The 22,819-nt window shown below is 70.8% G+C and carries 21 protein-coding genes and 1 other RNA gene; 9 read left to right on the forward strand and 13 right to left on the reverse strand.

The window, feature by feature from the left end; translation table 11 throughout:
• Positions 1-13: 13 nt before the first annotated feature.
• Together ACTWPV_RS07205 and ACTWPV_RS07210 are read right to left on the reverse strand one after the other, a co-directional pair.
• On the reverse strand, positions 14-1,054 hold the full coding sequence (locus ACTWPV_RS07205; RefSeq protein WP_443151107.1) for a copper resistance D family protein: 1,041 nt from the start codon (positions 1,052-1,054) through the stop codon (positions 14-16).
• Positions 1,051-1,800: a copper resistance CopC family protein gene (locus ACTWPV_RS07210; RefSeq protein ID WP_443151108.1), complete on the reverse strand. Its 750-nt coding sequence runs from the start codon at positions 1,798-1,800 to the stop codon at positions 1,051-1,053. The genes ACTWPV_RS07205 and ACTWPV_RS07210 overlap by 4 nt, the downstream gene beginning before the upstream one ends.
• Before the next feature lie 48 nt (positions 1,801-1,848).
• Here ACTWPV_RS07210 and ACTWPV_RS07215 point away from each other — a divergent pair, with 48 nt between their 5' ends.
• Positions 1,849-2,613 carry a class I SAM-dependent methyltransferase gene (locus ACTWPV_RS07215; RefSeq protein WP_443151109.1) on the forward strand — a complete coding sequence of 255 codons (765 nt, stop codon included), beginning with the start codon at positions 1,849-1,851 and terminating at the stop codon, positions 2,611-2,613.
• Here the strand turns inward: ACTWPV_RS07215 and ACTWPV_RS07220 are convergent.
• From ACTWPV_RS07220 to ACTWPV_RS07230, 3 genes are all read right to left on the reverse strand, one after another.
• Positions 2,610-3,590 (reverse strand): AurF N-oxygenase family protein, encoded by a 981-nt coding sequence (locus ACTWPV_RS07220; protein ID WP_443151110.1) that lies wholly within the window; start codon positions 3,588-3,590, stop codon positions 2,610-2,612. The two genes, ACTWPV_RS07215 and ACTWPV_RS07220, sit on opposite strands and share 4 nt — an antisense overlap.
• Positions 3,591-3,665: 75 nt before the next feature.
• Positions 3,666-4,265, reverse strand: coding sequence for a TetR/AcrR family transcriptional regulator (locus tag ACTWPV_RS07225; protein ID WP_443151111.1), 600 nt, complete (start codon positions 4,263-4,265; stop codon positions 3,666-3,668).
• A 146-nt stretch (positions 4,266-4,411) separates the two neighbouring features.
• Complete coding sequence (locus tag ACTWPV_RS07230; RefSeq protein ID WP_443151112.1) at positions 4,412-5,749, reverse strand: sensor histidine kinase; 1,338 nt, start codon at positions 5,747-5,749, stop codon at positions 4,412-4,414.
• A 157-nt stretch (positions 5,750-5,906) separates the two neighbouring features.
• On the opposite strand from ACTWPV_RS07230, the gene ACTWPV_RS07235 reads away from it, so the two are divergent.
• From ACTWPV_RS07235 to ACTWPV_RS07245, 3 genes are read left to right on the forward strand one after another with little or no spacing between them, the layout of a single operon-like run.
• A complete protein-coding gene (locus tag ACTWPV_RS07235; protein ID WP_443151113.1) occupies positions 5,907-7,094 on the forward strand; it encodes an acyl-CoA dehydrogenase family protein in 1,188 nt (395 codons plus the stop codon).
• Positions 7,091-8,119 (forward strand): acyl-CoA dehydrogenase family protein, encoded by a 1,029-nt coding sequence (locus ACTWPV_RS07240; protein WP_443151114.1) that lies wholly within the window; start codon positions 7,091-7,093, stop codon positions 8,117-8,119. The genes ACTWPV_RS07235 and ACTWPV_RS07240 overlap by 4 nt, the downstream gene beginning before the upstream one ends.
• Positions 8,119-9,627 carry an AMP-binding protein gene (locus tag ACTWPV_RS07245; RefSeq protein ID WP_443151115.1) on the forward strand — a complete coding sequence of 503 codons (1,509 nt, stop codon included), beginning with the start codon at positions 8,119-8,121 and terminating at the stop codon, positions 9,625-9,627. Before ACTWPV_RS07240 ends, ACTWPV_RS07245 begins: the two co-directional genes overlap by 1 nt.
• Here the strand turns inward: ACTWPV_RS07245 and ACTWPV_RS07250 are convergent.
• The 6 genes from ACTWPV_RS07250 to ACTWPV_RS07275 all read right to left on the reverse strand — a co-directional run bounded on the left by ACTWPV_RS07250 (position 9,588) and on the right by ACTWPV_RS07275 (position 16,212).
• A complete protein-coding gene (locus ACTWPV_RS07250; protein ID WP_443151116.1) occupies positions 9,588-10,706 on the reverse strand; it encodes a C45 family autoproteolytic acyltransferase/hydolase in 1,119 nt (372 codons plus the stop codon). The two genes, ACTWPV_RS07245 and ACTWPV_RS07250, sit on opposite strands and share 40 nt — an antisense overlap.
• Before the next feature lie 45 nt (positions 10,707-10,751).
• The gene (locus tag ACTWPV_RS07255; protein ID WP_347646868.1) at positions 10,752-11,711 is read right to left on the reverse strand and encodes a helix-turn-helix transcriptional regulator; all 960 of its coding nucleotides are present in this window, start codon (positions 11,709-11,711) and stop codon (positions 10,752-10,754) included.
• 49 nt (positions 11,712-11,760) lie between these two features.
• Complete coding sequence (locus ACTWPV_RS07260) at positions 11,761-13,194, reverse strand: Nramp family divalent metal transporter (RefSeq protein WP_443151117.1); 1,434 nt, start codon at positions 13,192-13,194, stop codon at positions 11,761-11,763.
• A gap of 34 nt (positions 13,195-13,228) precedes the next feature.
• Positions 13,229-14,002, reverse strand: a complete 774-nt coding sequence (locus ACTWPV_RS07265; protein WP_443151118.1) for a GNAT family N-acetyltransferase — start codon at positions 14,000-14,002, stop codon at positions 13,229-13,231.
• 123 nt (positions 14,003-14,125) lie between these two features.
• On the reverse strand, positions 14,126-15,187 hold the full coding sequence (locus ACTWPV_RS07270) for a M20 family metallopeptidase (protein WP_443151119.1): 1,062 nt from the start codon (positions 15,185-15,187) through the stop codon (positions 14,126-14,128).
• Positions 15,184-16,212: a dipeptidase gene (locus ACTWPV_RS07275; RefSeq protein ID WP_443151120.1), complete on the reverse strand. Its 1,029-nt coding sequence runs from the start codon at positions 16,210-16,212 to the stop codon at positions 15,184-15,186. The genes ACTWPV_RS07270 and ACTWPV_RS07275 overlap by 4 nt, the downstream gene beginning before the upstream one ends.
• Positions 16,213-16,399: 187 nt before the next feature.
• On the opposite strand from ACTWPV_RS07275, the gene ACTWPV_RS07280 reads away from it, so the two are divergent.
• The gene (locus ACTWPV_RS07280) at positions 16,400-17,167 is read left to right on the forward strand and encodes a MerR family transcriptional regulator (protein ID WP_443151121.1); all 768 of its coding nucleotides are present in this window, start codon (positions 16,400-16,402) and stop codon (positions 17,165-17,167) included.
• A gap of 78 nt (positions 17,168-17,245) precedes the next feature.
• On the opposite strand, the gene ACTWPV_RS07285 is transcribed toward ACTWPV_RS07280, so the two are convergent.
• Positions 17,246-18,700: a flavin-containing monooxygenase gene (locus ACTWPV_RS07285; RefSeq protein WP_443151122.1), complete on the reverse strand. Its 1,455-nt coding sequence runs from the start codon at positions 18,698-18,700 to the stop codon at positions 17,246-17,248.
• Between the two features lie 117 nt (positions 18,701-18,817).
• On the opposite strand from ACTWPV_RS07285, the gene ACTWPV_RS07290 reads away from it, so the two are divergent.
• The 4 genes from ACTWPV_RS07290 (at position 18,818) to rnpB (ending at position 22,179) form a co-directional block, all read left to right on the forward strand.
• Positions 18,818-19,618, forward strand: coding sequence for a Nif3-like dinuclear metal center hexameric protein (locus ACTWPV_RS07290; RefSeq protein ID WP_347646861.1), 801 nt, complete (start codon positions 18,818-18,820; stop codon positions 19,616-19,618).
• Between the two features lie 2 nt (positions 19,619-19,620).
• Positions 19,621-20,361, forward strand: a complete 741-nt coding sequence (locus tag ACTWPV_RS07295; RefSeq protein WP_443151123.1) for a zinc ribbon domain-containing protein — start codon at positions 19,621-19,623, stop codon at positions 20,359-20,361.
• Positions 20,358-21,653 carry a bifunctional RNase H/acid phosphatase gene (locus ACTWPV_RS07300; protein WP_443151124.1) on the forward strand — a complete coding sequence of 432 codons (1,296 nt, stop codon included), beginning with the start codon at positions 20,358-20,360 and terminating at the stop codon, positions 21,651-21,653. The genes ACTWPV_RS07295 and ACTWPV_RS07300 overlap by 4 nt, the downstream gene beginning before the upstream one ends.
• A 139-nt stretch (positions 21,654-21,792) precedes the next feature.
• Positions 21,793-22,179: RNase P RNA component class A (rnpB, locus tag ACTWPV_RS07305), an RNA gene on the forward strand.
• 86 nt (positions 22,180-22,265) lie between these two features.
• Here the strand turns inward: rnpB and ACTWPV_RS07310 are convergent.
• Positions 22,266-22,802, reverse strand: a complete 537-nt coding sequence (locus ACTWPV_RS07310) for a nuclear transport factor 2 family protein (RefSeq protein ID WP_443151125.1) — start codon at positions 22,800-22,802, stop codon at positions 22,266-22,268.
• Positions 22,803-22,819 lie beyond the last annotated feature (17 nt).

Here is a 22,819-nt window from a genome sequence, read left to right on the forward strand (position 1 = left end):
CTCGGCGCGGCCGTCAGACGATCGAGGCGCGGGTGATCGCCACCGCCACGCCGTACGCCAGCCCCATCACGCCGACCTCGGCCGCCGCCCATCCCACGAGGGCGGTGGCCCGGCCCTTGCGGACGGCGGGCAGCAGGCGGAAGCGGATGTGCGCCGCCAGCGGCAACAGCAGGGTCACCAGCGTCGCCTTGGCCACGACCAGGAGCCCGTAGTCGCTGGTCAGGAGCGCGTCGGGCAGTGTCACCCCGGGGGTGAGCGCCATCGTGCCGAGCCCTGTGATCAGCCCGGACAGCGCCACCGTGAGGAGGCACACCGAGGCGATCCTGGAGAACTTGGGCAGCGCCATGGCCAGCAGGCCCGGGTGGGGCGCGACGAAGATCGCGGTCACCAGCAGCCCGCCCGCCCACGCCGCCGCCCCCATCACGTGGATCTCCATCGAGATCATGATCGGGTCGTGCCAGACGGAGTTGACCGCGTGCCCGGTGACCGGGATGGGGAGCAGCCCGAAGAGCGCGACGATCACGCGCAGCTCCGCCGGCACCTTCTCGCCGAAGCGCACCGCCATCAGCCCGATGCCCGCCGCCGCCAGCGCGCACGCCGCGCTGAACAGCAGCCCCTGGCCCGTGCCGACGGTCCCGACATAGTCCGCGATCATCCCGAACGTCGGCACGGCCCCTGGGTTGAGCTCGGCCGCCTGGAACACGATCGTGAGCAGCGCGCAGATCGCCCACGCCCAGGCCGCGATCACCGCAAGGGGCCGGACGCGGACCATCACCGGCTCGGTGTACTCGGGCCGGTCGAACCCGAGCAGCTTGGCCACCAGGCTGAGCCCCACCAGGGCGACGGCGGACACGTCGAGCAGGGCCCGCACGACGGGCAGCCCGACCGACACCAGCGGCCCCGGCATGGGGATGCCGGGCACGGCCTCCTGCTGGGCGAACGAGCTGGCGGCCACGGCGGCGACGACGGCGCACACGGGGAACGCGCCGGCGACGAGCCGTCCGCCGACACGTCGCCCGGAGAGAGGGGGAGCAGGGGGAGCGGTGACGGTCACGCCTTCGTCTCCTCGGCCGCGGAACCCGCCACCCCGCCGCCCGCGGGACCCGTGGTGGCGCCGGGCGCGGGGTCGGGCGTGGTGCCGGTGGCGGGTGCGGGATCGGTGGGAGTGCCGGGCGTGGCGGTGGCGGGCGGGCTGGTCAGGGCGGTCTCCTGGGCGGGTTTCGCGCGGCGGAGGGCCACGGCGGTGCCCAGGGCGAGGAGCAGCAGCGCCCCCACGATCCACACCACGGCCATCCCGGCCCCGCCGTTGGCCGCGGCCTCGGCGGCAGCAGGGTCGGCCGCGGCCTCGGCGGCAGCAGGGTCGGCCGCGGCTTCGGCGGGGTCGGGGTCGGCCGCGGCTTCGGCGGGGTCGGCGTTCGTGCCCTGGTCGGCGGTGGCGTCCGCGGCCAGGCTGAAGCCGATCTTCCCGGTGACCGGGTGCCCGTCGGCCGACAGGATGCGGTAGCCCACGACGTACGAGCCGCCCGCCGCCAGCGGCTTGACCTTGACCGACACCCGTTCGGCGGCGATCTCGGCGGCCCCGTCGGCCCAGGCCGACCCGTCGGCCCCGGTGACGCCCACCTGCGCGTATCCCTGGCGTACCGGCTGGTCGAACACCAGGGTCACCCGCGCGGGGGAGGACGTCAGCGTGGCTCCGTCCTTGGGGTCGCTGCCGATCAGCACGTTGTGCGCCTCGGCTGGGGAGAGGGCGATCCCGGCCGCCGCGAAGGCGAGCAACAGGACCGTGAGTAGCCGCCTCACAGGGAAACCTTCCATCGTCGCGTCTCGAACCTGTATATGGTCCCATCCATGGCGGACCTGTTCGGCGGCGCGGCTCCCTACTACGCCAGATACCGGGCCGGTCACGGCGAGCCGGCCATCGAGCACCTGGCGATGACGTTCGGTGACGACTGCACGGTGCTGGACCTCGGCTGCGGTCCCGGCACGGTGGCGATCCCCCTCGCGCGGCGCGTGCGGGGGGTCCTGGCCGTCGATCCCGACGCGGAGATGCTGGCGGAGGGCCGCCGGCTGGCGGCGGGGGCGGGCAACATCCGCTGGTTGAGCGGTGATTCGACGCGGTTGCGGGAGTTGCCCGGGTTCGACCATGTCGTCATGGGCAGGTCGTTCCACTGGATGGACCGCCGCGCGGTGCTGCTGGAGCTGGACGGGCTGCTGCCTCCGCACGGCGTCGTGGCGCTCGTCGGACCGTCCCGCGCGGGTGAGGAGCTGCCGTGGGAGCCGGCCATGCGGCGGGTGCGCGACGAGTTCGGCGTCAACACCTTCACGGCCACCAACTCCTACCAGGCCACGGGGGAGCACCACGACGACGTGCTCGCCGCCTCGCCGTTCAGCGACCTCGACGCGACCGCGTACGAACACCGCCAGGTGTACGACCTGGAGGCGGTGATCGGCCTGCAGCTGTCCTACTCCTACACCTCTCCTGCCAGGCTCGGCGACCGGGTGGAGTCCTTCACCCGGTCGGCCAGGCGCGCCCTGCTCGCGCACAACCCGCGGGGCACGTGGGTGCAGGTGACGGTGACCGAGGTCCTGGTCGCCAGGCGGCCGCCCGCCTAGGCGCGCCCTGGCTCCGCCCAGATGCCCATGAGCCGCCAGATCCGCCGGGTCAGCGGGTTGACCAGGCCGATCTCGGCGCACAGCTCCCGCGTCTTGCCGATGGAGTCGCGGATCTCCTGCCTGGCCGCCGGGTTGCGCAGGTAGATCTCCGACACGACGCTGAGGGGGATCTTGAAGTGCCTGATGAGCGCTCCGGGGGGCGCCAGCATGATGCGGGCCATCACGCCGAGGATGATCGGGGAGGCGATGCCGAGCAGGAGCCGCCGGTGCGCCGGCATCCGCGGCACCCGGTTGCGCAGGTAGTGGCGGGCGAAGGAGATGTGCCTGGCCTCTTCCGCGATGTGGATCCGCATGATCGTCTCTTCGAGCGGATGGTGCGCCCTGTCGTCCTTGAGCACCTTGCGCTGCACGTGGTCGATCGGGTCCTCGCCGCCCAGCACGAACACGAAGAACAGCTCGGTCGAGATCAGCGGGATGAGGGGCGCCGCCTGCGCGATCGCCGAGAGCGGGCCGGGCATGCCACGCACGGGCAGCTTTGTACGGTTCACGAACTCCTGGAACATCATCCCGTGATGTCCCTCTTCGATGGTCTCGTGGTAGACGTACCGGAACTCGGGGGCGCCGTTCGGCAGCCGGTAGGCGTAGTTGAGCAGCCCGCGCTTGAGCAGGTTCTCGAACTGCAGGCCGATCTTCATGGCGGTGGCCACCCGCCACAGCCCGATCGCCGCCCGCGTCTCCGGGGGCAGGCCGCGGTACCACGGGTGGCCGCCCAGCTTGTCGACCGTGGGCAGCTCCCAGCGCGGGTCGGCCGGGTCCACCAGGAACTCGGGGTCGTCCCAGGGAATGTCTCGATAGGGCTCCCAGTGCTTGTCGACCGACGCCTTCGAGAGGCGTTCGATGACCGCTTCGTAGGCCTTCCTGTTCGCGACCTGCTCGTCGCGTTCCCTGGCGGCGGTAGAGCTCGGTGCCTGTGTCATCGCGTGCGCTCCTCTCCTCGCCCGTTATTGTACGAAGCATCCAATAGCGCGGGAAGGTGAGGACCGCAGGTTTCGTCACAGCTTTTCCGGGGCGACTCCGATCTCGTTGGCGGCGGCCGTGCGGATGAGCGTGCCGGCCCGGCGCCGCGACAGGGCCCTGGGGTGCACGTGCATCTGGACCGCGAGCCCGTCGACCAGCGCCAGGATCCGCCACGTCGCCCCTTCGGGGTCGGCGCACGTGAACTCGCCGGATGCCACGCCGGCCTCGATGATCTCGCGAAGGAGGAGCCGGCCCTGGGCGTCGATGCGGCGCGAGATGTCCTCCAGCTGGGAGCTGCGCATCGCCTCGGACCACGCGTCGATCCACAACCTCCAGCCCTCGGTGGGGACCGCGGGGGAGCAGAGCCGCAGGAGGGTGCGCAGCCGTTCGAGCGGCGTGCCGGGGGATCGCCCGATGTCGTTCAGCGCGTCGAGGTGCAGGCGGGCCACGTAGGTGAAGGCCTGCGCGAACAGCTGGTCCTTGGTCTCGAAGTGGTAGAAGAGCAGCGCCTGGCTGACGCCGGCGGCCCTGGCGATGTCGATGGTCCTGGTATGCCCGAACCCCTGTTCGGCGATCACCTCGCAGGCCGTCTTCAGAAGATCCTCGCGCCGTAATCGGCTCAAACCTGATGCCACAGCAGGTAACTCTAATTTCTCGCTATAAGGGTTTTTATTGGACAAACTGGGCGCGCGCCGTCTGTTCTGTCATCTCGCGGTGATCATGGTACTGGTGGATCTCCGGGCGTTTTAGGCAGGGGGTCGAAAACCATTACTACCCACCTTTACTCCTCCCTTACCGGCATCCGTAGGACGAATCGGGCACCGGTGTGGGAATCCTCGATCCTCAGCGTGCCGCCGTGCGTGCGCGCGATCTCGCGGGCGATCGGCAGGCCGAGCCCCGTCCCGCCCGCGTCGCGGCTGCGCGAGGCGTCCAGCCGGGTGAAGCGCCTGAAGACCATCTCGCGGTGCTCGGGCGCGATGCCCGCCCCGTCATCGAGCACCTCCAGCACGGCCTCGCCGTCGCGGCGCACGATCACGGCGACCGCACGCTCCGCGTGGCGCTCGGCGTTGTCCAGGAGGTTGGTCAGCAGGCGGGCCAGCCTCAGCCGGTCGCCCGTCACGACCACGCCGGGTTGCACCGAGACCCGGACGTCCTTCGTGCGCGGCCTGGCGACCTCGGCCGTGACCAGTTCGCTCAGGTCGACCGGTCCGAGCCGGGCGGGGGCGCCCGCGTCGAGCTTGGCCAGCGTGAGCAGGTCGGTGACAATGTTCTGCAGCCGGTCGAGGCTGGTGAGCAGCTTGCCGCCGACCTCCTGCCAGTCGGACTCGCCGGGGGCGAGCAGGGCCTCCTCGACCTCGGCGCGCATCGCCGTGATCGGGCTGCGCAGATCGTGCGAGGCGTCGGAGGCGAACCTGCGCTGCTGCTCCATCGCGTCCTCCAGCCGCGCGAGCGTGCGGTTCGCGGTCTCCGCGAGCGCCCGGATCTCGTCGGCGTTCTCGGGCACGGGAACGCGCATCCCCCCGCCGCCGGCGGTGATCTCGGCCAGCTTGCCCGTGATGCGGTTGACGGGTGCGAGCGTCTTGGCCACCACGTGCGAGACGCCGTACGAGGTCAGCACGACCAGTGCCCCGGAAGCGAGGATGAGGAAGGCGATCGCGCCGGGCGAGGCGTACCAGGGTGGACGGTGGCGGAAGGCGTAGACAAGCCAGTCGCCGTCCGGCTGGTACACGCGGTAGATCGCCACGATGTGGCAGCCGCCGGAGAGGTACGGCAGGTCGCAGGCGTGGACGACGCGGTTCATGGTGCCCGGCGGAGGTGCCGCGGTGGTGAGCCGCGGCCCGCCCGCCAGATCGGACGTGGCGGACACCACCTGCCCGTGCGGGTCGACGACCTGGACGCCTCGCACGTCGAGATGTGCCAGGAGCGCCAGCTCGGATTCCCTGACCAGGTGGGCCACCGTCAGGGTGGTGCCGGCCGCGTCCTGGGTGTGGATGTCGACGGTCGTGTTGTAGACCATCCACAGCAGCGCGGAACTCGTCGTCAGGCAGAGCAGGGCCATGGCGACACTGGCGAACAATGCCAGCCGCGCGCGTATGGAACGGCCCAGCCGTGCGATCACACCTTCCCCCCGTAGTCAGGTGATCACACCAAGTGCCTCCTACTCTAATTTACGGAGATTCCGCCGTTGATTCGAGTTGCGCCCGTCCAGAGCATTGCTCTGTACGGGCTCCGGCGCCCTGGCTAGAGTAAGTGAACACTGATGCCAAGGAGTCGATGTGAACCTCGCTGACTACCGGCGTGCCGCCAGGGCGTGGCTGCAGGAGAACGCCCCCCACAACGACGCGCAGGACGACTCTCAGGAAACGGACGCGGTCACCCGGGCCAAGGACTTCATGGCCAGGCTTCACGACGCCGGCTACTCCGGCATCACGTGGCCGCGCCGGTGGGGCGGCCAGGGGCTGACCCAGGCGGAGGAGCGCGCGTTCGCCGAGGAGGCGCGCGACTACGCCCTCCCCACCTACGTCTTCTCGATCGGCCTCGGCATGACCGGCCCGACCCTGGTCGACCGGGGCACCGACGCGCAGCGCGAGCGCTTCGTCCGGCCCCTGCTGCGCGGCGAGGAGATCTGGTGCCAGCTCTTCTCCGAGCCCGGCGCCGGCAGCGACGTGGCCAGCCTGCAGACCAGGGCGGTGCGCGACGGAGCCCGCGGTGACCAGTGGATCGTCAACGGGCAGAAGGTCTGGACCTCGGTCGCCCACCACGCCGACTGGGGCCTGCTGCTGGCCCGCACCGACGTCGACGTGCCCAAGCACCGGGGCCTGACCATGTTCGTGGTCGACATGCACCACCCGGGCGTGACGGTCAGGCCGCTGAAGGACATGTCGGGCAGGGCCAACTTCAACGAGATCTTCTTCGACGACGTGACCATCCCCGACGAGCACCGCGTGGGCGAGGTCAACGACGGCTGGAGCGTGGCCGTCACGACGCTGCTGCACGAGCGGCTGTCGATCTCGGCGGGCGTCGGCATGGGTGGCCGGCGCGACCACCCCGCCTCGGTCGAGGCGCTGCGCCGGTCCGTCGACACCGGTGACCCGCTGGTCCGCGACCAGCTCGTCGAGCTGCACATCCGCACCCGCGCGCTGGCGCTGTTCAACCAGCGGCTGGCCCAGGAGACCAGGGCCGGCATCTTCCCCGGGGCGCGGGGCAGCGCGGCCAAGCTGCTGCTCGCGGAGCTGACGATGTTCCAGGCCGACCTCGCCACGCAGCTGGTCGGCCCCGAGGCCGCGCTGGCCGGCCACCCGCTGGCGCAGGCGATCTCGATGGCCCCGGGCATGGCGCTGGGCGGCGGCACGAACGAGATCATGCGCAACATCGTCGGCGAGCGCGTGCTCGGCCTGCCGCCCGAGCCCCGCGTGGACAAGACCGTGCCGTTCAAGGATCTGAAGGTGGGGACCCAGGCGTGAAACTCGTACTCAGCGAGGAGCAACAGCAGCTGCGCGAGGCCGTACGCGCCTTCCTGCGCGCCGCGTCCCCGCTGCCCAAGGTCCGCGAGGGTTACGACCCGCAGGTGTACGCCCGGCTCAACGGCGAGCTCGGCCTGTCCGGGCTGATCGTCCCCGAGGAGTACGGCGGCGCGGGCGCCGGCATGACCGAGCTGGCCGTCGTGCTGGAGGAGACGGGCGCGGCCCTGCTGCCGGGGCCGTTCCTGGCCACGGCCTTCACCACCGTCGCGCTGGCGCGGGTGCCCGACAAGGAGCTGCTGACCGGCATCGCCGAAGGCCGCGTCCTGGCGGCGCTCGCAGAGCCGGCCGGCGAGGCCGTCCTGGCCTACGACGGTTCGGCGGTGCGCGGCACGCTGGCGCAGGTGATCAGCGGCATGGAGGCCGGCGTGCTGGTGGCGCCCGCGCAGGGCGGGGACGGCGTGGTCCTCGTCGCCGTCGACCTGGCGGGGCCCGGCGTGACCAGGACCCCGCTGGACACGCTCGACCTCACCCGCGGCCAGGCCCGCGTGGAGCTGGACGGCGCGCCCGCGCGGGTGCTGGGGCCGCGCCCGGACGTCGGCGATCTGCTGTGCGTGGCGCTGGCGGCCGAGCAGCTGGGCGTGATGCGGGCCGCGCTGGACAACATCGTCGCCTACGCCAAGGTCCGCGTCGCCTTCGGCCGCTACATCGGCTCCTACCAAGGGGTCAAGCACAAGCTCGCCGACATGCACGCCAAGCTCGAACAGGCCGAGTCCATCGTCCGCTACGCCGCCTGGGCGGCCGACGAGTCGCCGGACGAGCTGCCGGAGGCCGCCGCCCTCGCCCAGGCGTACGTCGGCCGCGCCTGCTTCGAGGTGGCCCGCGACCACCTGCTGCTGCACGGCGGCATCGGCTACACCTGGGAGCACGACGCCCACCTGTTCTACAAACGGGCCAAGGCGGACGAAGTGCTGATGGGGCCCCCGCGCATCCACCGTGCCCGCCTCGCCGCACTGCTGGAGTTGTGATGGACGTCAGCACGATGCCCGGCTTCTACACCATCGCCGCCGCCGACCCCGGCCGCCTGGCGCTGATCGACGCCGACGGCGCCCGCACGTCGTACGGCGAGCTGCTCGCCCTGGTCAACCAGGTGTCCCACGGGCTGCGGGCCCGCGGCCTGCGCGCCGGCGACGTGGTCGCGGGCGTGCTGCCCAACGGGATCGACCAGGTCGTCATGGTCATGGCCACCTGGCAGATCGGGCTCTACTACGTGCCGATCAACTGGCATCTGACCGCGTCCGAGGTGGCGTACATCCTGGCCGACTGCGACGCCAAGGTGGTCGTCACCGGGCCCGCGCACGCCGTGCCCGGCGGGGAGATCGGCACGGCGGGACTGGCCGAAGGGCAGCCGGCCGGCGCGCCCGCTGAGCGGACCGCCGGGGCGGTGATGTGGTACACGTCCGGCACCACCGGCGTCCCCAAGGGCGTGCAGCGGCCGCTGCCCGGCGCCGAGCCGGAGGCCATCGTGCCGCTGTACGTGTGGTTCCTCGGCGAGGTCGTCGACCTCCGGCCGGGCGCGGAGACCCATCTCGTGACCTCGCCGATGTACCACTCCGCGCCGTGCGCGCACACGCAGTTCGCGCTGCACCTCGGGCACACCCTGGTGATCGCGCCCAAGTTCGACCCCGAGGTCATCCTCGAGCTCATCGACCGGCACCGGGTCTCCAACGCGATGATGGTGCCGACCATGTTCCACCGCATGCTGCGCCTGCCCGAGGAGGTCAGGGGCCGCTATGACCTGTCGAGCCTGCGCCAGGTCATCCACACCGCCGCCGCCTGCCCCGTCGCGGTCAAGCAGCAGATCATGGACTGGTGGGGGCCGGTGCTCTACGAGTACTACGGCTCCACGGAGTCCACGATCGCCTTCTCCGTCAAACCGCACGACTGGCTGGCCAGGCCGGGCACCGTGGGCCGGCCCGCGCCCACGTTCGAAGCCAAGATCTTTGACGACAAGGGCGTGGAGCTGCCGCCGGGCGAGCCGGGCCTGGTCTACGTCAAGTCCGCCATGGGTTCCTTCGAATACCGCAAGGACCCGGCGAAGACGGCCGCCAGCATGCTGGGGGAGTGGTACGCGCCGGGCGACATCGGGTTCATGGACGACGACGGCTACCTGTTCCTGTGCGACCGGCGTACCGACCTGATCGTCTCCGGCGGGGTGAACATCTACCCCGCCGAGATCGAGGCCGCCCTGCTCGACCATCCGGCGGTGGCCGACGTGGCCGTCATCGGGGTGCCCGACGAGGAGTGGGGTCACAGCGTGGTGGCCCTGGTCCAGCCGTCCGACGGGGCCACGCCCGGCCCCGGGCTCACCGCCGAGCTGCTGGCGCACTGCGGGCCGCGCATCGCCAGGTTCAAGCATCCGAAGGTGATCGAATACCGTTCCGAGCTGCCGCGCACTCCCACGGGGAAGTTGTCGCGGTCGAAGGTGCGCGAGGCCTACCTCGCCGCGGCGGGGAACACCAGCTCCTCCGAATAGCGGCCGTCGCCCAGGTAGAAGCGGGTCGACAACGTCCGGTCCGCGGTGTCGAAGACGGTGCTCCACAACGTGCGGAACGGCACGGCCGGATCCTCGGCCGGCCGGACCGCCCGCAGGCTGTCGCGCAGATCCTGCGGTGACAGGGTGACGCCCTTGCTGCGCTCGTACAACGTGCGCAGCCGCTCGTACGTGCCGAAGCTGGCCTCGGTGTCGCCGGGCAGGTTCATCGGGTCGGGGTTGCGGTGCAGCAGGTGGTTGGTGACGCAGAGCGGCCCGTCGCCGAACTCGATGATGTGCTCCCTGCCGTCCAGGCCCCGCTCCCACACGAACGCCTGCCCGTGGGCGTCGGCCACCAGGTAGTGCAGGGGCGTGCCGTGGTCGTACTGCTTGGCCAGCAGCAGCGCCTGCTTGGCCTGGTCGGCGTTCTCGCAGGTGTCGACCAGGAACCGGGGCAGCTGCACGCTGCCCACCCCGACCTGCGGCGAGACGTGCTCCGGCGGCTCGGCGCTCTCGAAGTCGGCGATCAGCAGCATGACCGCGAGCCCCGCCGAATTGATGGCGTCCATGCAGCCGTCGAGGTCCGACATGGTGATGACGGTCGAGGACAGCCCTTCGTCGGGGATCGTGGTGATCACGTAGGGGCGCGAGGCCATGGGCAGCTCGCCGGGCTCCGGCGCCGAGCCCATGACCTCGCTGGTGGTGAGGCGGAAGAAGTCGTAGTTGCGGCCCACCCGGCCGTGACCGTCGGTGGATGCCTGCGGCGGTACCCACAGGGCCGAGCAGCCGGAGCCCGCGGGGACCACGTCGAGGCCGTCGAGGGCCAGCTCGTCCTGGTCGGGGTCGAGGCCGAGGGCGGCCGCGGCGCCGTCCATGCGGGCGTTGTGCTGCGGCCAGTGCCGCTCGAACCAGATCCTGCGGGCCCGGTTGACCTCCGGCGCGGCCGGCGTGGGGGACCAGCCGAGCCTGCGGGCCTCCTCGGTGAGGGCCATGCCCATCTCGAACTGGCTGCCTGTGAGTGTGAGGTGGCGGACCAGCTGGAAGTCGCCGGCGCCGCCCGCGACCTGCGTCAAGTTCTTCATGACGGCAGCCTCGCCGCGCCTTCTGACGGCCCGCTGACCGCGACCTTACCGACCGCTGACGGCCCGCCCGTAGCGCTCGGACAACCGCAGCACCTGCTCGGCCAGCTCGGGCGGGTCGAGCACCTCGAAGTCCACCCCGAGGAACCCGATCCACGCCGCCATCCCCTGCGGGTCGTCGCCGCGCAACTCGACCCTGCAGGTCGTCTCGCCGACCGGCTCGACCTCCACGCCAAGCCGCATGGCCTCGATCTGCCCGGCGGGCGCGTGCAGCAGCACCGTCGCGCGGAAGCGCGCCATGGCCGTGCTGACGCCCTTCTCCACGTACGCCGCCACATCGCCGCCCTCCGGCATCTCGCGCGGGGTGAACCGGGGCCCGCCTGGCGTGCGCGGGCGCATCCGGTCGACCCGGAACGTACGCCAGTCCTGCCGCTCGACGTCGTAGGCCACGAGATACCAGCGGCCCCGCCGGTGCACCAGGCGGTGCGGCTCCACGTCGCGCACGCTGGAGGAGCCGTCGTGCCCGGTGTAGTCGAAACGCAGCCGCTCGTGGTCGCGGGCCGCGCCGGCGATCGTGGTGAGCACCTCGGGGGAGACCATCGCCCGCGTGACGCCGGGAATCTGCACGGTGTAGGCGTTGAGGGTGCCGACCCGGCGGCGCAGCCGGGACGGCAGCACCTGCTCCAGCTTGGCGAGGGCGCGCACCGAGCTCTCCTCGATGCCCTCCACGCCGCCGCCGGCCGCCCTGCCGAGCCCCACCGCGACGGCCACGGCCTCGTCGTCGTCGAGCAGCAGCGGCGGCAGCGCGGCCCCCGCGCCCAGCCGGTAGCCGCCGGCCACCCCGGGCCTGGCGTGCACCGGGTAGCCGAGCGTGCGCAGGCGCTCGATGTCGTTGCGGATCGTTCTGGTCGAGACCCCGAGCCTGGCGGACAACTCGGGGCCCGACCACTCCTTGTGCGCCTGGAGCAGGGACAGGAGCCTCAGCAGCCGCGCCGAGGTTTCCAGCATGCGCCCAGTGTGCCCGCCATCGCGGAAGGCGCGCTTCCGCGATGGCTCCCTAACCGCCGAAGATCTTCTGCGCCTGCTGGATGACGACCAGCACGGTCAGCGTCCCGAAGAAGGCGACCGACCAGATCAGCGCCCCCAGCCGGTAGGAGCGGACCTTGATGGCGTCGGGCAGCGCCCGCCGGTTGAGCACGATCAGCAGGATGGAGTAGACGAACATCATCACGGCGGCGAAGCAGGCCGAGAACACCAGCAGAATGAGCGGCTGGTCGAAGCCCAGCAGCAGGATGACGGTGCCGATCAGCGCGATCGCCCAGACGGTGATGAAGTAGACCTTGTTCTCCGAGATGGACGACTTTTTCAGGTAGACGGTCTTGAGCGTGTCGGACGCCAGCCGCGAGGTGTAGTCGACAATTCCCATCGCCGCCGCGAACAGGGCCAGCGCCCCGATCACCCAGAACAGCACGCCGAACCAGGTGCCCACGGTCTCCTGCAGCACCTGACCCTCGACGCGCAGGAACTCGATGCTGTTCTCCAGGCCCGACCGCCCGAAGACGGTGGAGTAGGCCAGCATCGACATGAGCGCGATCGTCACGAACGTCACCAGGCCGAACGTCCACGCCTGCTCGAGGTTGGCGAACCGCCACCACCGCTGCCACCGCGCGAGGTTCTCCTTGGTGGGCGCGAACTGGAAGCCCGTCGACGCGGCCGCCTCCTCCTGCCCGGTGACCGGGCTGACCAGGCGGGGCACGTAGAGGCCCATGCCGAAGCCCTTGTCGCGGATCCAGTTGCTCTGGCACAGGTTCTGGCCGCCGCCGGCGCCGGCGTAGGCGATGGCGCCCATCAGGACGGCGAAGTCGAGCGGGGGCACCGGGAACTGGGCGCCGACGGTCAGGCCCTTGCCCAGCTGCAGCCAGCTGTCGGCGGTGATCGCGACCACGATCGCCACCACGATCAGGATCGCCACCAGGGCGACCTTCACGAAGATCACCCGTTCGAGCGCGATGTAGATCACCGGGGCCAGCGTCAGCCCGAAGGCGATCAGGAGCAGCATGCCGATGGCGATCCAGCGTACGGAGCCCTCGCCGGCTCCGGTCAGATAGGTCACCATGGTCGCGGACGTGGTGACCCAGCCCGGCCAGAGGTTCGAGGCGAGCGTCATCAGCACGAACACCAGGCCCCAGTGTTTCCACATCCGGCTGAATCCGGTCAGCGCGGTCTCGCCGGTGGCCAGGGTGTAGCGCTCGATCTCCATGTTCAGGAACCACTGCGTGATGATCCCGATGGCCGCTCCCCAGATGAAGACGAGCCCGACCTGGGAGGCGATGTACGGCCAGAGGATGAACTCGCCCGATGCCAGCCCGACTCCGGCGCCGACCAGTCCCGGGCCGATGAAACGCCAGGTCGCTCGGGGAGGCTCGGGCAGGTCGCGGACGGTGACGGGTGGTAGGACTCGCGCAGGAACGGTGGGGGTGAATTCCGTCATGCGGATCTCCTTTTCGGCGTGCTTACGTGCCACATTACAGAGCGGCGAAACCCCGGTGGAATAGCCGACGAACAGTCACCACATACTTTCCATGATTCGTCAATGTCACGACATGCCCGCCTGCCTCCATCAGCCCGCCGAGCACCTCGCGCATGGCCGCCCGCCAGGTCCGTGCCGCCGCCGCATCCTCCCGTCGCAACCGTTCGATGTCGGGTGGTGTGCCCACCAGAACGACGTCCCCCTCGGCCTTCCTGACGACGGGCCACCCGTCATCGCCCGCCTCCAGCAACACGGGGAGGTTCGCGAGACCGGGTATGGGGGAGGCGGTGACGGATTCTCGTATGCGCCAGACGGCCAGCACACGGTCGGAGGCGTCCCCCTCGTTGATGGCGTCAGCCATTTTCCCGTAAAAGTCAGGCAAATACTTTTCGGGCAGCGCACCTAGCTTTAGCAGGTTGAAGCGTGCATTTCGCCGTACGAGCGGATCGAACGTCCAGGTGATCGTGTCGAGACCGTTCCTCCTGCACCATTCCCGCTGGTGGGTCTTGAGCGCGTAGCCGATGCCCCGGCCCGGCACGGCGGCGCCGGTGACGTGCGAGTGCAGCGACCGCCCACCGCCGCGGAACCCCACGGAGGCGCCCACCAGCCGCTCTCCCTCGAACGCCCCGGCCACGTAGTTGCCGGTGTGCGCGAAGCCGATCATCAGCTCCACGGGCATGGGCACGTTACGCGGCCCGGGGTGCCAGATGCCCTCGAAGAGCGCGTAGACCTGCTCGAACTCCGGGACCTCGCGCAGCTCCCTGATCACCACGCCGGTCCTCGCCTCGCCGTGTCCGGTCACCTCCCCATTCAGCCACGACGCCCCCGCACCGCGGCAAGCCGGGGTCCATCGCCGGGCGCCGAGGCGTCGAGCTGCTGGCGGGGCCGCGGGCTAGCGGACCGCCTCGATCAGCGCCCGCAGCAGCGCGGCACGCCGGGGCATCTCGGTGACGACGACGTGCTCGTGGTCGGCGTGCGCCCCGCCGCCCACCGCGCCCAGCCCGTCGAGCGTGGGACAGCCCACCCCCGCCGTGAAGTTGCCGTCGGAGGCGCCGCCCACCGACGCCGAGCTCAGCGGGCCCACCCCGAGGTCCGCCGCCAGCTTCTGGGCCAGCGCGTAGAGCGAGGCCGACATCGCGCTCTCGAGAGGTGGCCGGTTGGGCCCGCCGAGGATCTCCAGGCGGGTGCCGGGCACGGCCGGCGCGAGCGCGCGTACGGCGGCGTCGACCCGCTCCTGCTCGGCGACCTCGGCCACCCGTACGTCCACCCCGACGGAGGCCTGCGCCGGGACGGTGTTGAGTGACGTGCCGCCCGACAGCACCGTCGGCGTGACCGTGGTGGCGCCCGCGCCCATACCGGCGACGGCCAGGATCTGGTGGGCGAGCTCGATTCCGGCGTTCGCCCCCTTCTCCGGCTCCAGCCCGGCGTGCGCCGCCCTGCCGTGCACGTGCACGGTGTAGAGCGAGGTGCCCTTACGGGCGGTCTTCAGCGCCCCTCCGTCGGCGCTGGCTTCCATGACGAAGGTGGCGGCCAGGCCGCGCGCGGTCTCCTCGATCAGCCGGGACGAGGTGAGCGAGCCGACCTCCTCGTCCCCGGTGACCAGCAGCGTGACGCCGTCGAGCGAGCCGAGCCCGGCCAGCGCGTGGAACGTCTGCACCAGCCCCGCCTTCATGTCGAACACCCCGGGCCCGCGTGCCACGCCGTCCACCACCGACCACGGGTGGGTGGCGAGCGAGCCGATCGGCCAGACGGTGTCGTGGTGGCCAAGGAGCAGCACCTTGGGGGTGCCGAACGTCCAGCGCAGGTGTGTGACGCCGTCGATGACCAGGAACTCCGGCTCGGCGCCGAGGTGGCGGGTCCCCATGGCGGCCACGACCTCGGCGCTGCGGGCGACGGCGGCCAGGTCGCTGGAGAACGACTCGCACAGGACGAGCTCCTCGAGGTCCGCGATCATGCCAGCAACTCCCCGAGGAACCGGTGCACGTTGCCACCGATGATCTTCGTGACGTCCTTCTCCGGCAGGCCGCGGGCGAGCAGGCCCTCGGTGACCATGGGCAGCCCCGACGGCCCCTCCAGACCGGGGATCGCGGACTTGGGGTCGACGCCGCGGTAGTTGAGGCCCTCGCAGCACGGCCGCGTCAGGTCGGACATGACCTCGTGGATGAAGTCGGGGCCGAGGCCGACGTGGTCGACGCCGGCGACCGCCGCGATGTGCTCGACGTGGTCGAGCAGGCGGTCGAGCGTCATGTCCCCGGGGCGTTCCGCCAGGAAGGGCGCGAAGAAGTTGACGCAGATCACGCCGCCGGTGGCGGCCACGGCGCGGAGCTGGTCGTCGGTGAGGTTGCGGTGGTGGTCGCGCAGGGCGCGGGCGGACGAATGGGTGGCGAGCAGGGGCTTGGTGGCCAGCTCCAGCACGTGCGCGACGCCGGAGGCCCCGAGATGGGAGACGTCGAAGACCATGCCGAGCCGCTCCATCTCGCGCAGGGCGGCGACGCCGTGGGAGGTCAGCCCGCTGCCGGTGGCGTCCTCGCCGCTGCCGTCGGCCAGGGGCGTGCGGCCGAAGTGCGCGATCGAGGCCACCCGCACGCCCAGGCGGTGCATGGTCGAGATCAGCTCGACGTCGGCGTCGAGGCCGGGCATGCTCTCCAGCGCGAGCACGAGGGCGATCGTGCCGTCGTCGAGCGCCCGGTCGATCTCGGCAGCGTCACGACATATCCGTACATGCTGTTGGTTGCCCTCGGCCAGCACGTGCGCACACTCGATCATCCGCAACGTCTGGCGCAGCGCGCCCTCAGGACGGTAGTCGTCCTCGATGAAGACCGGCAGGATCTGCAGGTTGACACCGCCCTCGATCAGCTGCGGCAACCACCTCTCGCGGAAGAAGGCCGCCCACTGCTCGGGCGGGCGGGCCGCGACGGCCATGAGCAGGTCGTTGTGCGTGTCGGCCACGACAGCGCGCTGGTGCAGGGAAGACGTCATATTCCGGACGCTATCGTGCGAGCCGGGCCGCTCCAATGTGCCAGTGTCCGAACGGCGAGCTCGTCGTTCGTGCGTCACCATCATGCGCAGGCCCGCTTCTTGACCTTCTCGTTACGTCAACTTCTACCGTGGTGAACGAGCCGGGAAAGCACCGGCTCGGCGATGGGTGAGGACGGGTGGGCCGGTCATGGCATGGTCGATCGCACAGGTGGCCCGGATGTCGGGAGTGACGTCCCGGACGCTGCGCCACTACGACGAGATCGGGCTGCTGCCGCCCGCACACGTCGGCGCGAACGGCTACCGCTACTACGAGGAGAGCCAACTGCTGCGCTTGCAGCAGGTCCTGGTACTGCGTGAGCTGGGCCTCGGCCTGCCCGAGATCAAGGAGATCGTCGAGCGGCACACCGACCCCGTCGCAGCGCTGCGGGAGCACCACCAGCGGCTGCTGACGGAGCGTGACCGGCTGAACGAGGTCGCCCGCATGGTCGAGCGCACCATCGCCGAACTGCAGGAGAACGAAGGGAAGACGACCATGTCCAAGATCAGCAGACCGGAGAACCTGTTCGAGGGTTTCGACAGCGCACGCTACGAGGCCGACGCCCGCGAGCGGTGGCAGGAGCACTGGCAGCGGAGCGGGCAGCAGGAGGTGCTGGCCGGTCGCACTCCACAGGAACTGGAGCAGATGCAGCGGGAGGCGACCGCGGGGATGATACGGATGGCCGAGCACATGCTCGCCGGCGCCTCCGTCGACGCTCCGCAGGTCTTCGCCGAGCTCGACCTCCACTACCGGCATCTGAACGAGTCCTGGGCGCCGACCAAGGCGCAGTATCTCCATCTCGCCCGGATGCAGGCTCAGGAGGAGCAGTTCCGGACGAACTACGAGCAGGTCGCCGAAGGCCTGGCCGAGTACATGCGCGACGCCATGATCGCCTACGCGCACGCCCGGCTGAGCTGAACGTGTGATCGCGATTTCCGGGGGCAGGAGGCCGCACCTGGCCGGCGGGCAGGCGCAGGCCGGTGACGGCGCGTGGCCCTAGGGCGATCCGGCGGGCCGGTAGGCGGGGATCGGGGGTCTCGCCGTCAGCCTGCGGTAGAGCGTTGTGGGGCCGGGCCAGTTGTTCGTGACGCGGCCTTCAGCGGTTTTGTACCAGCTCTGGCAGCCGCCGCCCCACACCATCCGCTCCATCGCCGCGTCGAGCCGCCCCCGCCACGCGGCCATCGCCTCGGGCCGCACCTCGATCGGGCCGTTCAGCGAGAGGTGCGCCAGGCAGGCCATGATGTGCTCCACCTGGCACTCGAGCATGAAGACGATGGAGTTGTGCCCGAGATTGGTGTTGGGGCCGTACAGGAGGAACATGTTCGGGAAGTTCGGCACGGAGATGCCCAGATACGCTTCTGCGCCGTTCTTCCACTGCTCCTCCAGCGAACGCCCGTCGCGCCCGCTGATCTCCATCGGCGCGAGGAATTCGGTGCTTGCGAAGCCGGTGGCGTAGACGATGGTGTCGGCCTCGCGCAGACCCTCGGCGGTCTCGACGCCCTTCGGCGTGACCCGGACGATCGTGTCCGTCACCACGTCGACGTTCGGCCTGGTCAGCGCCGGATAGAAGGAGCTGTCGATGATCACCCGCTTGCAGCCGGCAGGGTAGGCGGGGGTCAGCTTGGCGCGCAGCGCCGGGTCGGGCACCTGGTCGCGCAGGTGGCGCAGCGCCCGCTTCCTGAGCAGGTCGGCGCTCCAGCCCTGGGCGAGCGCCGGGTAGAGGGTGGCCTCGGCGTAGCGGTAGATCCACTCGCGGTAGGCCCGCTGCAGGCCCGGGACCAGGCGGAAGGCCAGCCGGGCAGGCGGGCCGAACGCGGCGTCCGGCTTGGGGATCACCCAGTTGGGGGTGCGCTGGAAGACGTCGAGGTGCTCGGCCTGCTCGGCCACGCGCGGGATGAGCTGGGCGGCCGACGAGCCGTTGCCGATGACCGCGACCCGCCGGCCGGTGAGATCGTGGTCGTGGTTCCAGCGGGCGGAGTGGAAGGAGACACCTTCGAAGTCCGCCATGCCGGGAAGGCCGGGCAAGCGCGGGCGGTTGAGCTGGCCGACGCTGACGACGACCACGTCGAACGCCTCGGTGTGCTCGCCGCCCTCCGGGAGGGCCGTGGTGACCTGCCATCTCGCGTCGTCGAAGGTGGCTCTGCGGACCTCGCTGTTGAAGCGGATTTTTCGCCTGACGTCGTATTTATCGGCGCAATGCTCTAAATAGGCGAGGATTTCGGGTTGTTCGGGGTAGCGGCGGGTCCAGCTCGCGTACTTCTCGAACGAGTACGAATACAGGTGCGAGGGGATGTCGCAGCCCGCACCCGGATAGGTGTTGTCCCGCCAGGTGCCGCCCAGGCCGGCGGCCTTTTCGAAGACCGTGTAGGAGCGGATGCCGGCCCGTTCGAGCTGGATGGCCATGCACAGTCCGCCGAAGCCCGCCCCTATGATCGCGACGCTTGGTGCCATGCCGTCCTCCGCAGGTCAGGATTCACTTACATTACGCCCGGCCTGCGTTCCCGCAACAGCCCTTGTCACGTGCGCTGCCACCCCGCCGGTCACCGGTAGTCTGCGCAGGTGGCTGCTGTGACGTTGACGAACGTGATCGAGGTGCTCGAGGCGGCCTACCCGCCCGCCCGAGCCGAATCCTGGGACGCGGTGGGGCTGGTCAGCGGCGACCCGGCCCAGCCGGTGCGGCGGGTGCTGCTCGCGGTCGATCCCGTCGCCGCCGTGGCCGAGGAGGCCTTGGAGTGGCAGGCCGACCTGATCGTCACCCACCACCCGCTCTACCTGCGCGGCACCACCAGCGTGGCCACGACCACGCCGAAGGGCCGCCTGATCCACACCCTGATCAAGAACGACATCGCCCTCTACACCGCGCACACCAACGCCGACGTCGCCAACCCCGGCGTGTCCGACGCTCTGGCCAGAGCCGTCGGGCTCACCGGCGACCTGGTGCCGCTCCAGCCGTTCCCCGACGACCCCTGGCGCGGGCTGGGCCGCATCGGCGAGACGGCGGAGGAGACGACGCTGGAGGACTTCGCGGCGGGGGCGGCCAAGGGCCTGCCGCGCACGTCGTGGGGGATCCGGGTCGCGGGCGATCCGTCGCGCCGGGTCAAGCGCGTGGCGGTCAGCGGGGGAGCGGGCGACTCCCTCCTCGGCGCGGCGAGGGCCGCGGGCGTCGACGTGTTCCTGACGGCGGATCTACGCCACCATCCGGCCAGCGAGTTCATGGAGACGGGCGGCCCCGCGCTCATCGACGCCGCGCACTGGGCTACCGAGTGGCCCTGGCTCGACAGCGCGGCGTCCATCCTGCACGCGAGTGGCGTTACCGTTGAAACACGTGTCTCCGCCACGGTCACCGATGCTTGGACAAGAGGATATTGATCATGAAAGCAGCCCCTGAGGCCCAGAAGCGACTGCTCGACCTGGCAGAGCTCGACTCCGTGATCGACCGGCTGGCGCACCGCCGACGCACCCTGCCCGAGCTTGCCGAGATCGACGAGCGTTCCAAGCTGTACGCCCGGCTCTCGACCCAGGTGATCGAGGCCGAGACCGAGGCGGGCGACCTGACCCGCGAGCAGACCAAGGCGGAGGCCGACGTCGACGCCGTGCGCACGCGTGCCGAGCGCGACCAGAAGCGTCTCGACTCCGGCGCCGTCTCCTCGCCGCGCGATCTGGCCGGCCTCCAGTCCGAGATCGCCTCGCTGCAGAAGCGCCAGGGTGACCTCGAGGAGATCGTGCTGGAGATCATGGAGCGCAAGGAGGCCGCCGACACCAAGGTCGCCGACCTGGTGAGGCAGCGCGACGAGGTCGCCGCCGAGCTCTCTGCCGCCGAGGGCCGCCGCGACAGCGCGCTCGGTGAGATCGACAAGGAGGCGGCCGAGGTCCAGGGCCGCCGCGCCGCCGTCTCCGGCGAGATCCCCGCCGACCTGCTGGCCCTCTACGAGAAGCTGAAGGACCAATACTCCGTGGGCGCGGCCATGCTGCGCGGCGGCCGGTGCCAGGGATGCAAGGTAGCCCTGTCCATCGCCGAGATGAACAGCATCAAGGCCGCCCCGCACGACGAGGTGATCCGCTGCGACGAGTGCCGCCGCATCCTCGTCCGCACACCAGAGTCCGGCCTGTGACGTCCTACATCGTCGAGGCCGACGGCGGCTCGCGCGGCAACCCGGGACCGGCGGGCTACGGCGCGGTCGTCAAGGACGCCTCCGACGGCCAGGTGCTGGCGGAGGCGGCAGAAGCGATCGGCGTCGCCACCAACAACGTCGCCGAATACCGCGGATTGATCGCCGGGCTCACGGCGGTGCTGGAGCTGGCCGGCGACGGGGCCTCGGTGGCCGTGCGCATGGACTCGAAGCTGGTCATCGAGCAGATGGCGGGCCGCTGGAAGATCAAGAACGAAGGGCTGCGCCCGCTGGCCCTTGAGGCGGGGGCGCTGGTCAGGCGGCTGCGGGTGTCGGAGTGGACCTGGATCCCCCGCGAACGCAACAAACACGCCGACCGCCTGGCCAACGAGGCCATGGACGCCGCAGCCAAGGGCCTGACCTGGAAGGCGGGCGGCACCACCCCACCGGAGCCGTCCTCCGGGTGGCGGGAGCCGGGCGGCGCGGACCTGACGGACGCGGGAGATCCTTCCGACGCGAGCCGGAAGGCGGGCTCGCGGGCTCGGGCCTCGGCGCCGCCGGTGGCGAGGCAGACGGATCTCCTCGACGTCAGCGACATCTCCGAAATGTCGGCCCCCACTGCCTCCATCGCCACCGCCCAGCGGCTCGGCAAGAACGCCGGTTGGGTCTCGTCCACCAAGGTGGCGACCTCGCTGCTCCTCCTCCGGCACGGCGAGACCGAAATGTCCCTGGAGCGCAGGTTCTCAGGCCGCGGCGACGCCGAGCTCACACCCAACGGCCTGGCCCAGGCGTCGGCGGCGGCCGACCGGCTGTCGCGCGAGCCGTACCGGCTGGACGTGATCGTCACCTCCCCGCTCAAGCGCGCCAGGCAGACCGCGGAGGTGGTCGCCCAGCGCACCGGCCGCGATGTCGAGGTGGACGAAGACCTCAGGGAAGCCGATTTCGGCGTCTGGGAGGGGCACACGTTCACCGAGGTGCAGCGCCGCTGGCCCGCCGAGCTGGCCGCCTGGCTCGCCGACCCCACGGTCGCCCCGCCCGGCGGCGAGAGCTTCGCCGTGGCCGCGCTCCGCGTGCAGGCGGCGGGTGAACGCCTGGTCGAACGGTACGAAGGCAAGACCGTGCTGGCGGTCTCGCACGTCACCCCGATCAAGATGCTCCTGCGACTCGCCCTCATGGCCCCGCTGGAGTCCCTCTACCGCATGCATCTCGACCTGGCCTGCCTGTCGCTCATCGACTACTACGCGGACGGGCCCGCCGTGGTGAAGTCGTTCAACGACATCTCCCACCTGCGCTGATGAGCGCGTGCCGGGCCGGATGCCGCCAGAACGCCCGGCACGGCACGTCACCTCCGCACGGGCGACGACCAGCCTCGTTCCACCGGGACGATCTCGCGACGGGGCTGGGAACGCGGGAGATTTGGTAACCTCATTCCGACGAGTCGGCCGGGCGGCCGCGTCGGGCTTTCGGGCCCGCCGAGGAAGGTCCGGGCTCCACAGGGCAGGGTGGTCGGTAACGCCGACCCGGGGTGACCCGCGGGAAAGTGCCACAGAAAGCAGACCGCCTCCCGGTCAGACGGGAGGTAAGGGTGAAAGGGTGGTGTAAGAGACCACCAGCGCCCACGGTGACGTGGGCGGCTCGGTAAACCCCACCCGGAGCAAGGTCAAGAAGGGCGCTCCCCGGAGCGCCCGCGCGCGACGTTCGAGGGCTGTCCGCCCGAGCCGCGCGGGTAGACCGCTTGAGGCCGCCGGCAACGGCGGTCCTAGATGGATGGCCGCCCCTTCGCACGAAGGACAGAACCCGGCCTACAGGCCGGCTCGTCACTCTCCGCCCTCGTGACCAGGGGCCGGACCATGGTGGGAGCGACGTCAAGGAGCTCTCGGAGTCCGGGACGAGGTTGGCCGTACAGGTCAGGGGTGGGCAGTGCTGCCGGCGTTCGAGGCGTGCTCGGGCCCCGGGTGCCGGACAGGCGTGGTCGCGGCGGCGATGGCGGCGGGATCCCAGTAGAACGGCCGGCATTCGAGCATGCGCCCGTGCCGTACCCGGATCAGCTGCATGATCTGCGTGTCGATCTCCTGGCCGGTCGCGCGAGAGCGGAACCGTACGCGGTTTCGCACCACCACCGTGTCCCTGTCGCCCCAGTGTTCCTGCTCCAGGAACTCCATGGATGCCCAGGTCTCGCTGAAAGCGGCCAGGAACCGCTCCATCCCGTCATGTCCTCGCCACGTGCCGGTCCCCGTGAAGGGCAGGCCGGGAGCCTGGTACAGGACGACGTCGGGGTCCAGATACGCGGCTACCTCGTCATAACGGGCGGTGCCGAACCCGCCCGCGGCGACGTACGCGGCCTCGGCCCGGTAGAAGTTCTCCATGACCGCCCAGGCGTCCTGCGATCGGTCCTCCGAGGGGGAGCGGTCAGTCTGCCTCTCGGTCGTGTTCGCCGTGCTCATGACTCCAGTGTCACGGA

It is taken from the genome of Nonomuraea sp. KM88, assembly GCF_052245635.1.
In the GTDB taxonomy this organism is placed as follows: domain Bacteria; phylum Actinomycetota; class Actinomycetes; order Streptosporangiales; family Streptosporangiaceae; genus Nonomuraea.

Coding starts and splice junctions, on each gene's coding strand:
- ACTWPV_RS07215 (WP_443151109.1), top strand. CDS start 1,849: ATGGCGGACCTGTTCGGCGGCGCGGCTCCCTACTACGCCAGATACCGG.
- ACTWPV_RS07220 (WP_443151110.1), bottom strand. CDS start 3,590: ATGACACAGGCACCGAGCTCTACCGCCGCCAGGGAACGCGACGAGCAG.
- ACTWPV_RS07245 (WP_443151115.1), top strand. CDS start 8,119: ATGGACGTCAGCACGATGCCCGGCTTCTACACCATCGCCGCCGCCGAC.
- ACTWPV_RS07250 (WP_443151116.1), bottom strand. CDS start 10,706: ATGAAGAACTTGACGCAGGTCGCGGGCGGCGCCGGCGACTTCCAGCTG.
- ACTWPV_RS07255 (WP_347646868.1), bottom strand. CDS start 11,711: ATGCTGGAAACCTCGGCGCGGCTGCTGAGGCTCCTGTCCCTGCTCCAG.
- ACTWPV_RS07260 (WP_443151117.1), bottom strand. CDS start 13,194: ATGACGGAATTCACCCCCACCGTTCCTGCGCGAGTCCTACCACCCGTC.
- ACTWPV_RS07270 (WP_443151119.1), bottom strand. CDS start 15,187: ATGATCGCGGACCTCGAGGAGCTCGTCCTGTGCGAGTCGTTCTCCAGC.
- ACTWPV_RS07275 (WP_443151120.1), bottom strand. CDS start 16,212: ATGACGTCTTCCCTGCACCAGCGCGCTGTCGTGGCCGACACGCACAAC.
- ACTWPV_RS07280 (WP_443151121.1), top strand. CDS start 16,400: ATGGCATGGTCGATCGCACAGGTGGCCCGGATGTCGGGAGTGACGTCC.
- ACTWPV_RS07285 (WP_443151122.1), bottom strand. CDS start 18,700: ATGGCACCAAGCGTCGCGATCATAGGGGCGGGCTTCGGCGGACTGTGC.
- ACTWPV_RS07295 (WP_443151123.1), top strand. CDS start 19,621: ATGAAAGCAGCCCCTGAGGCCCAGAAGCGACTGCTCGACCTGGCAGAG.
- ACTWPV_RS07310 (WP_443151125.1), bottom strand. CDS start 22,802: ATGAGCACGGCGAACACGACCGAGAGGCAGACTGACCGCTCCCCCTCG.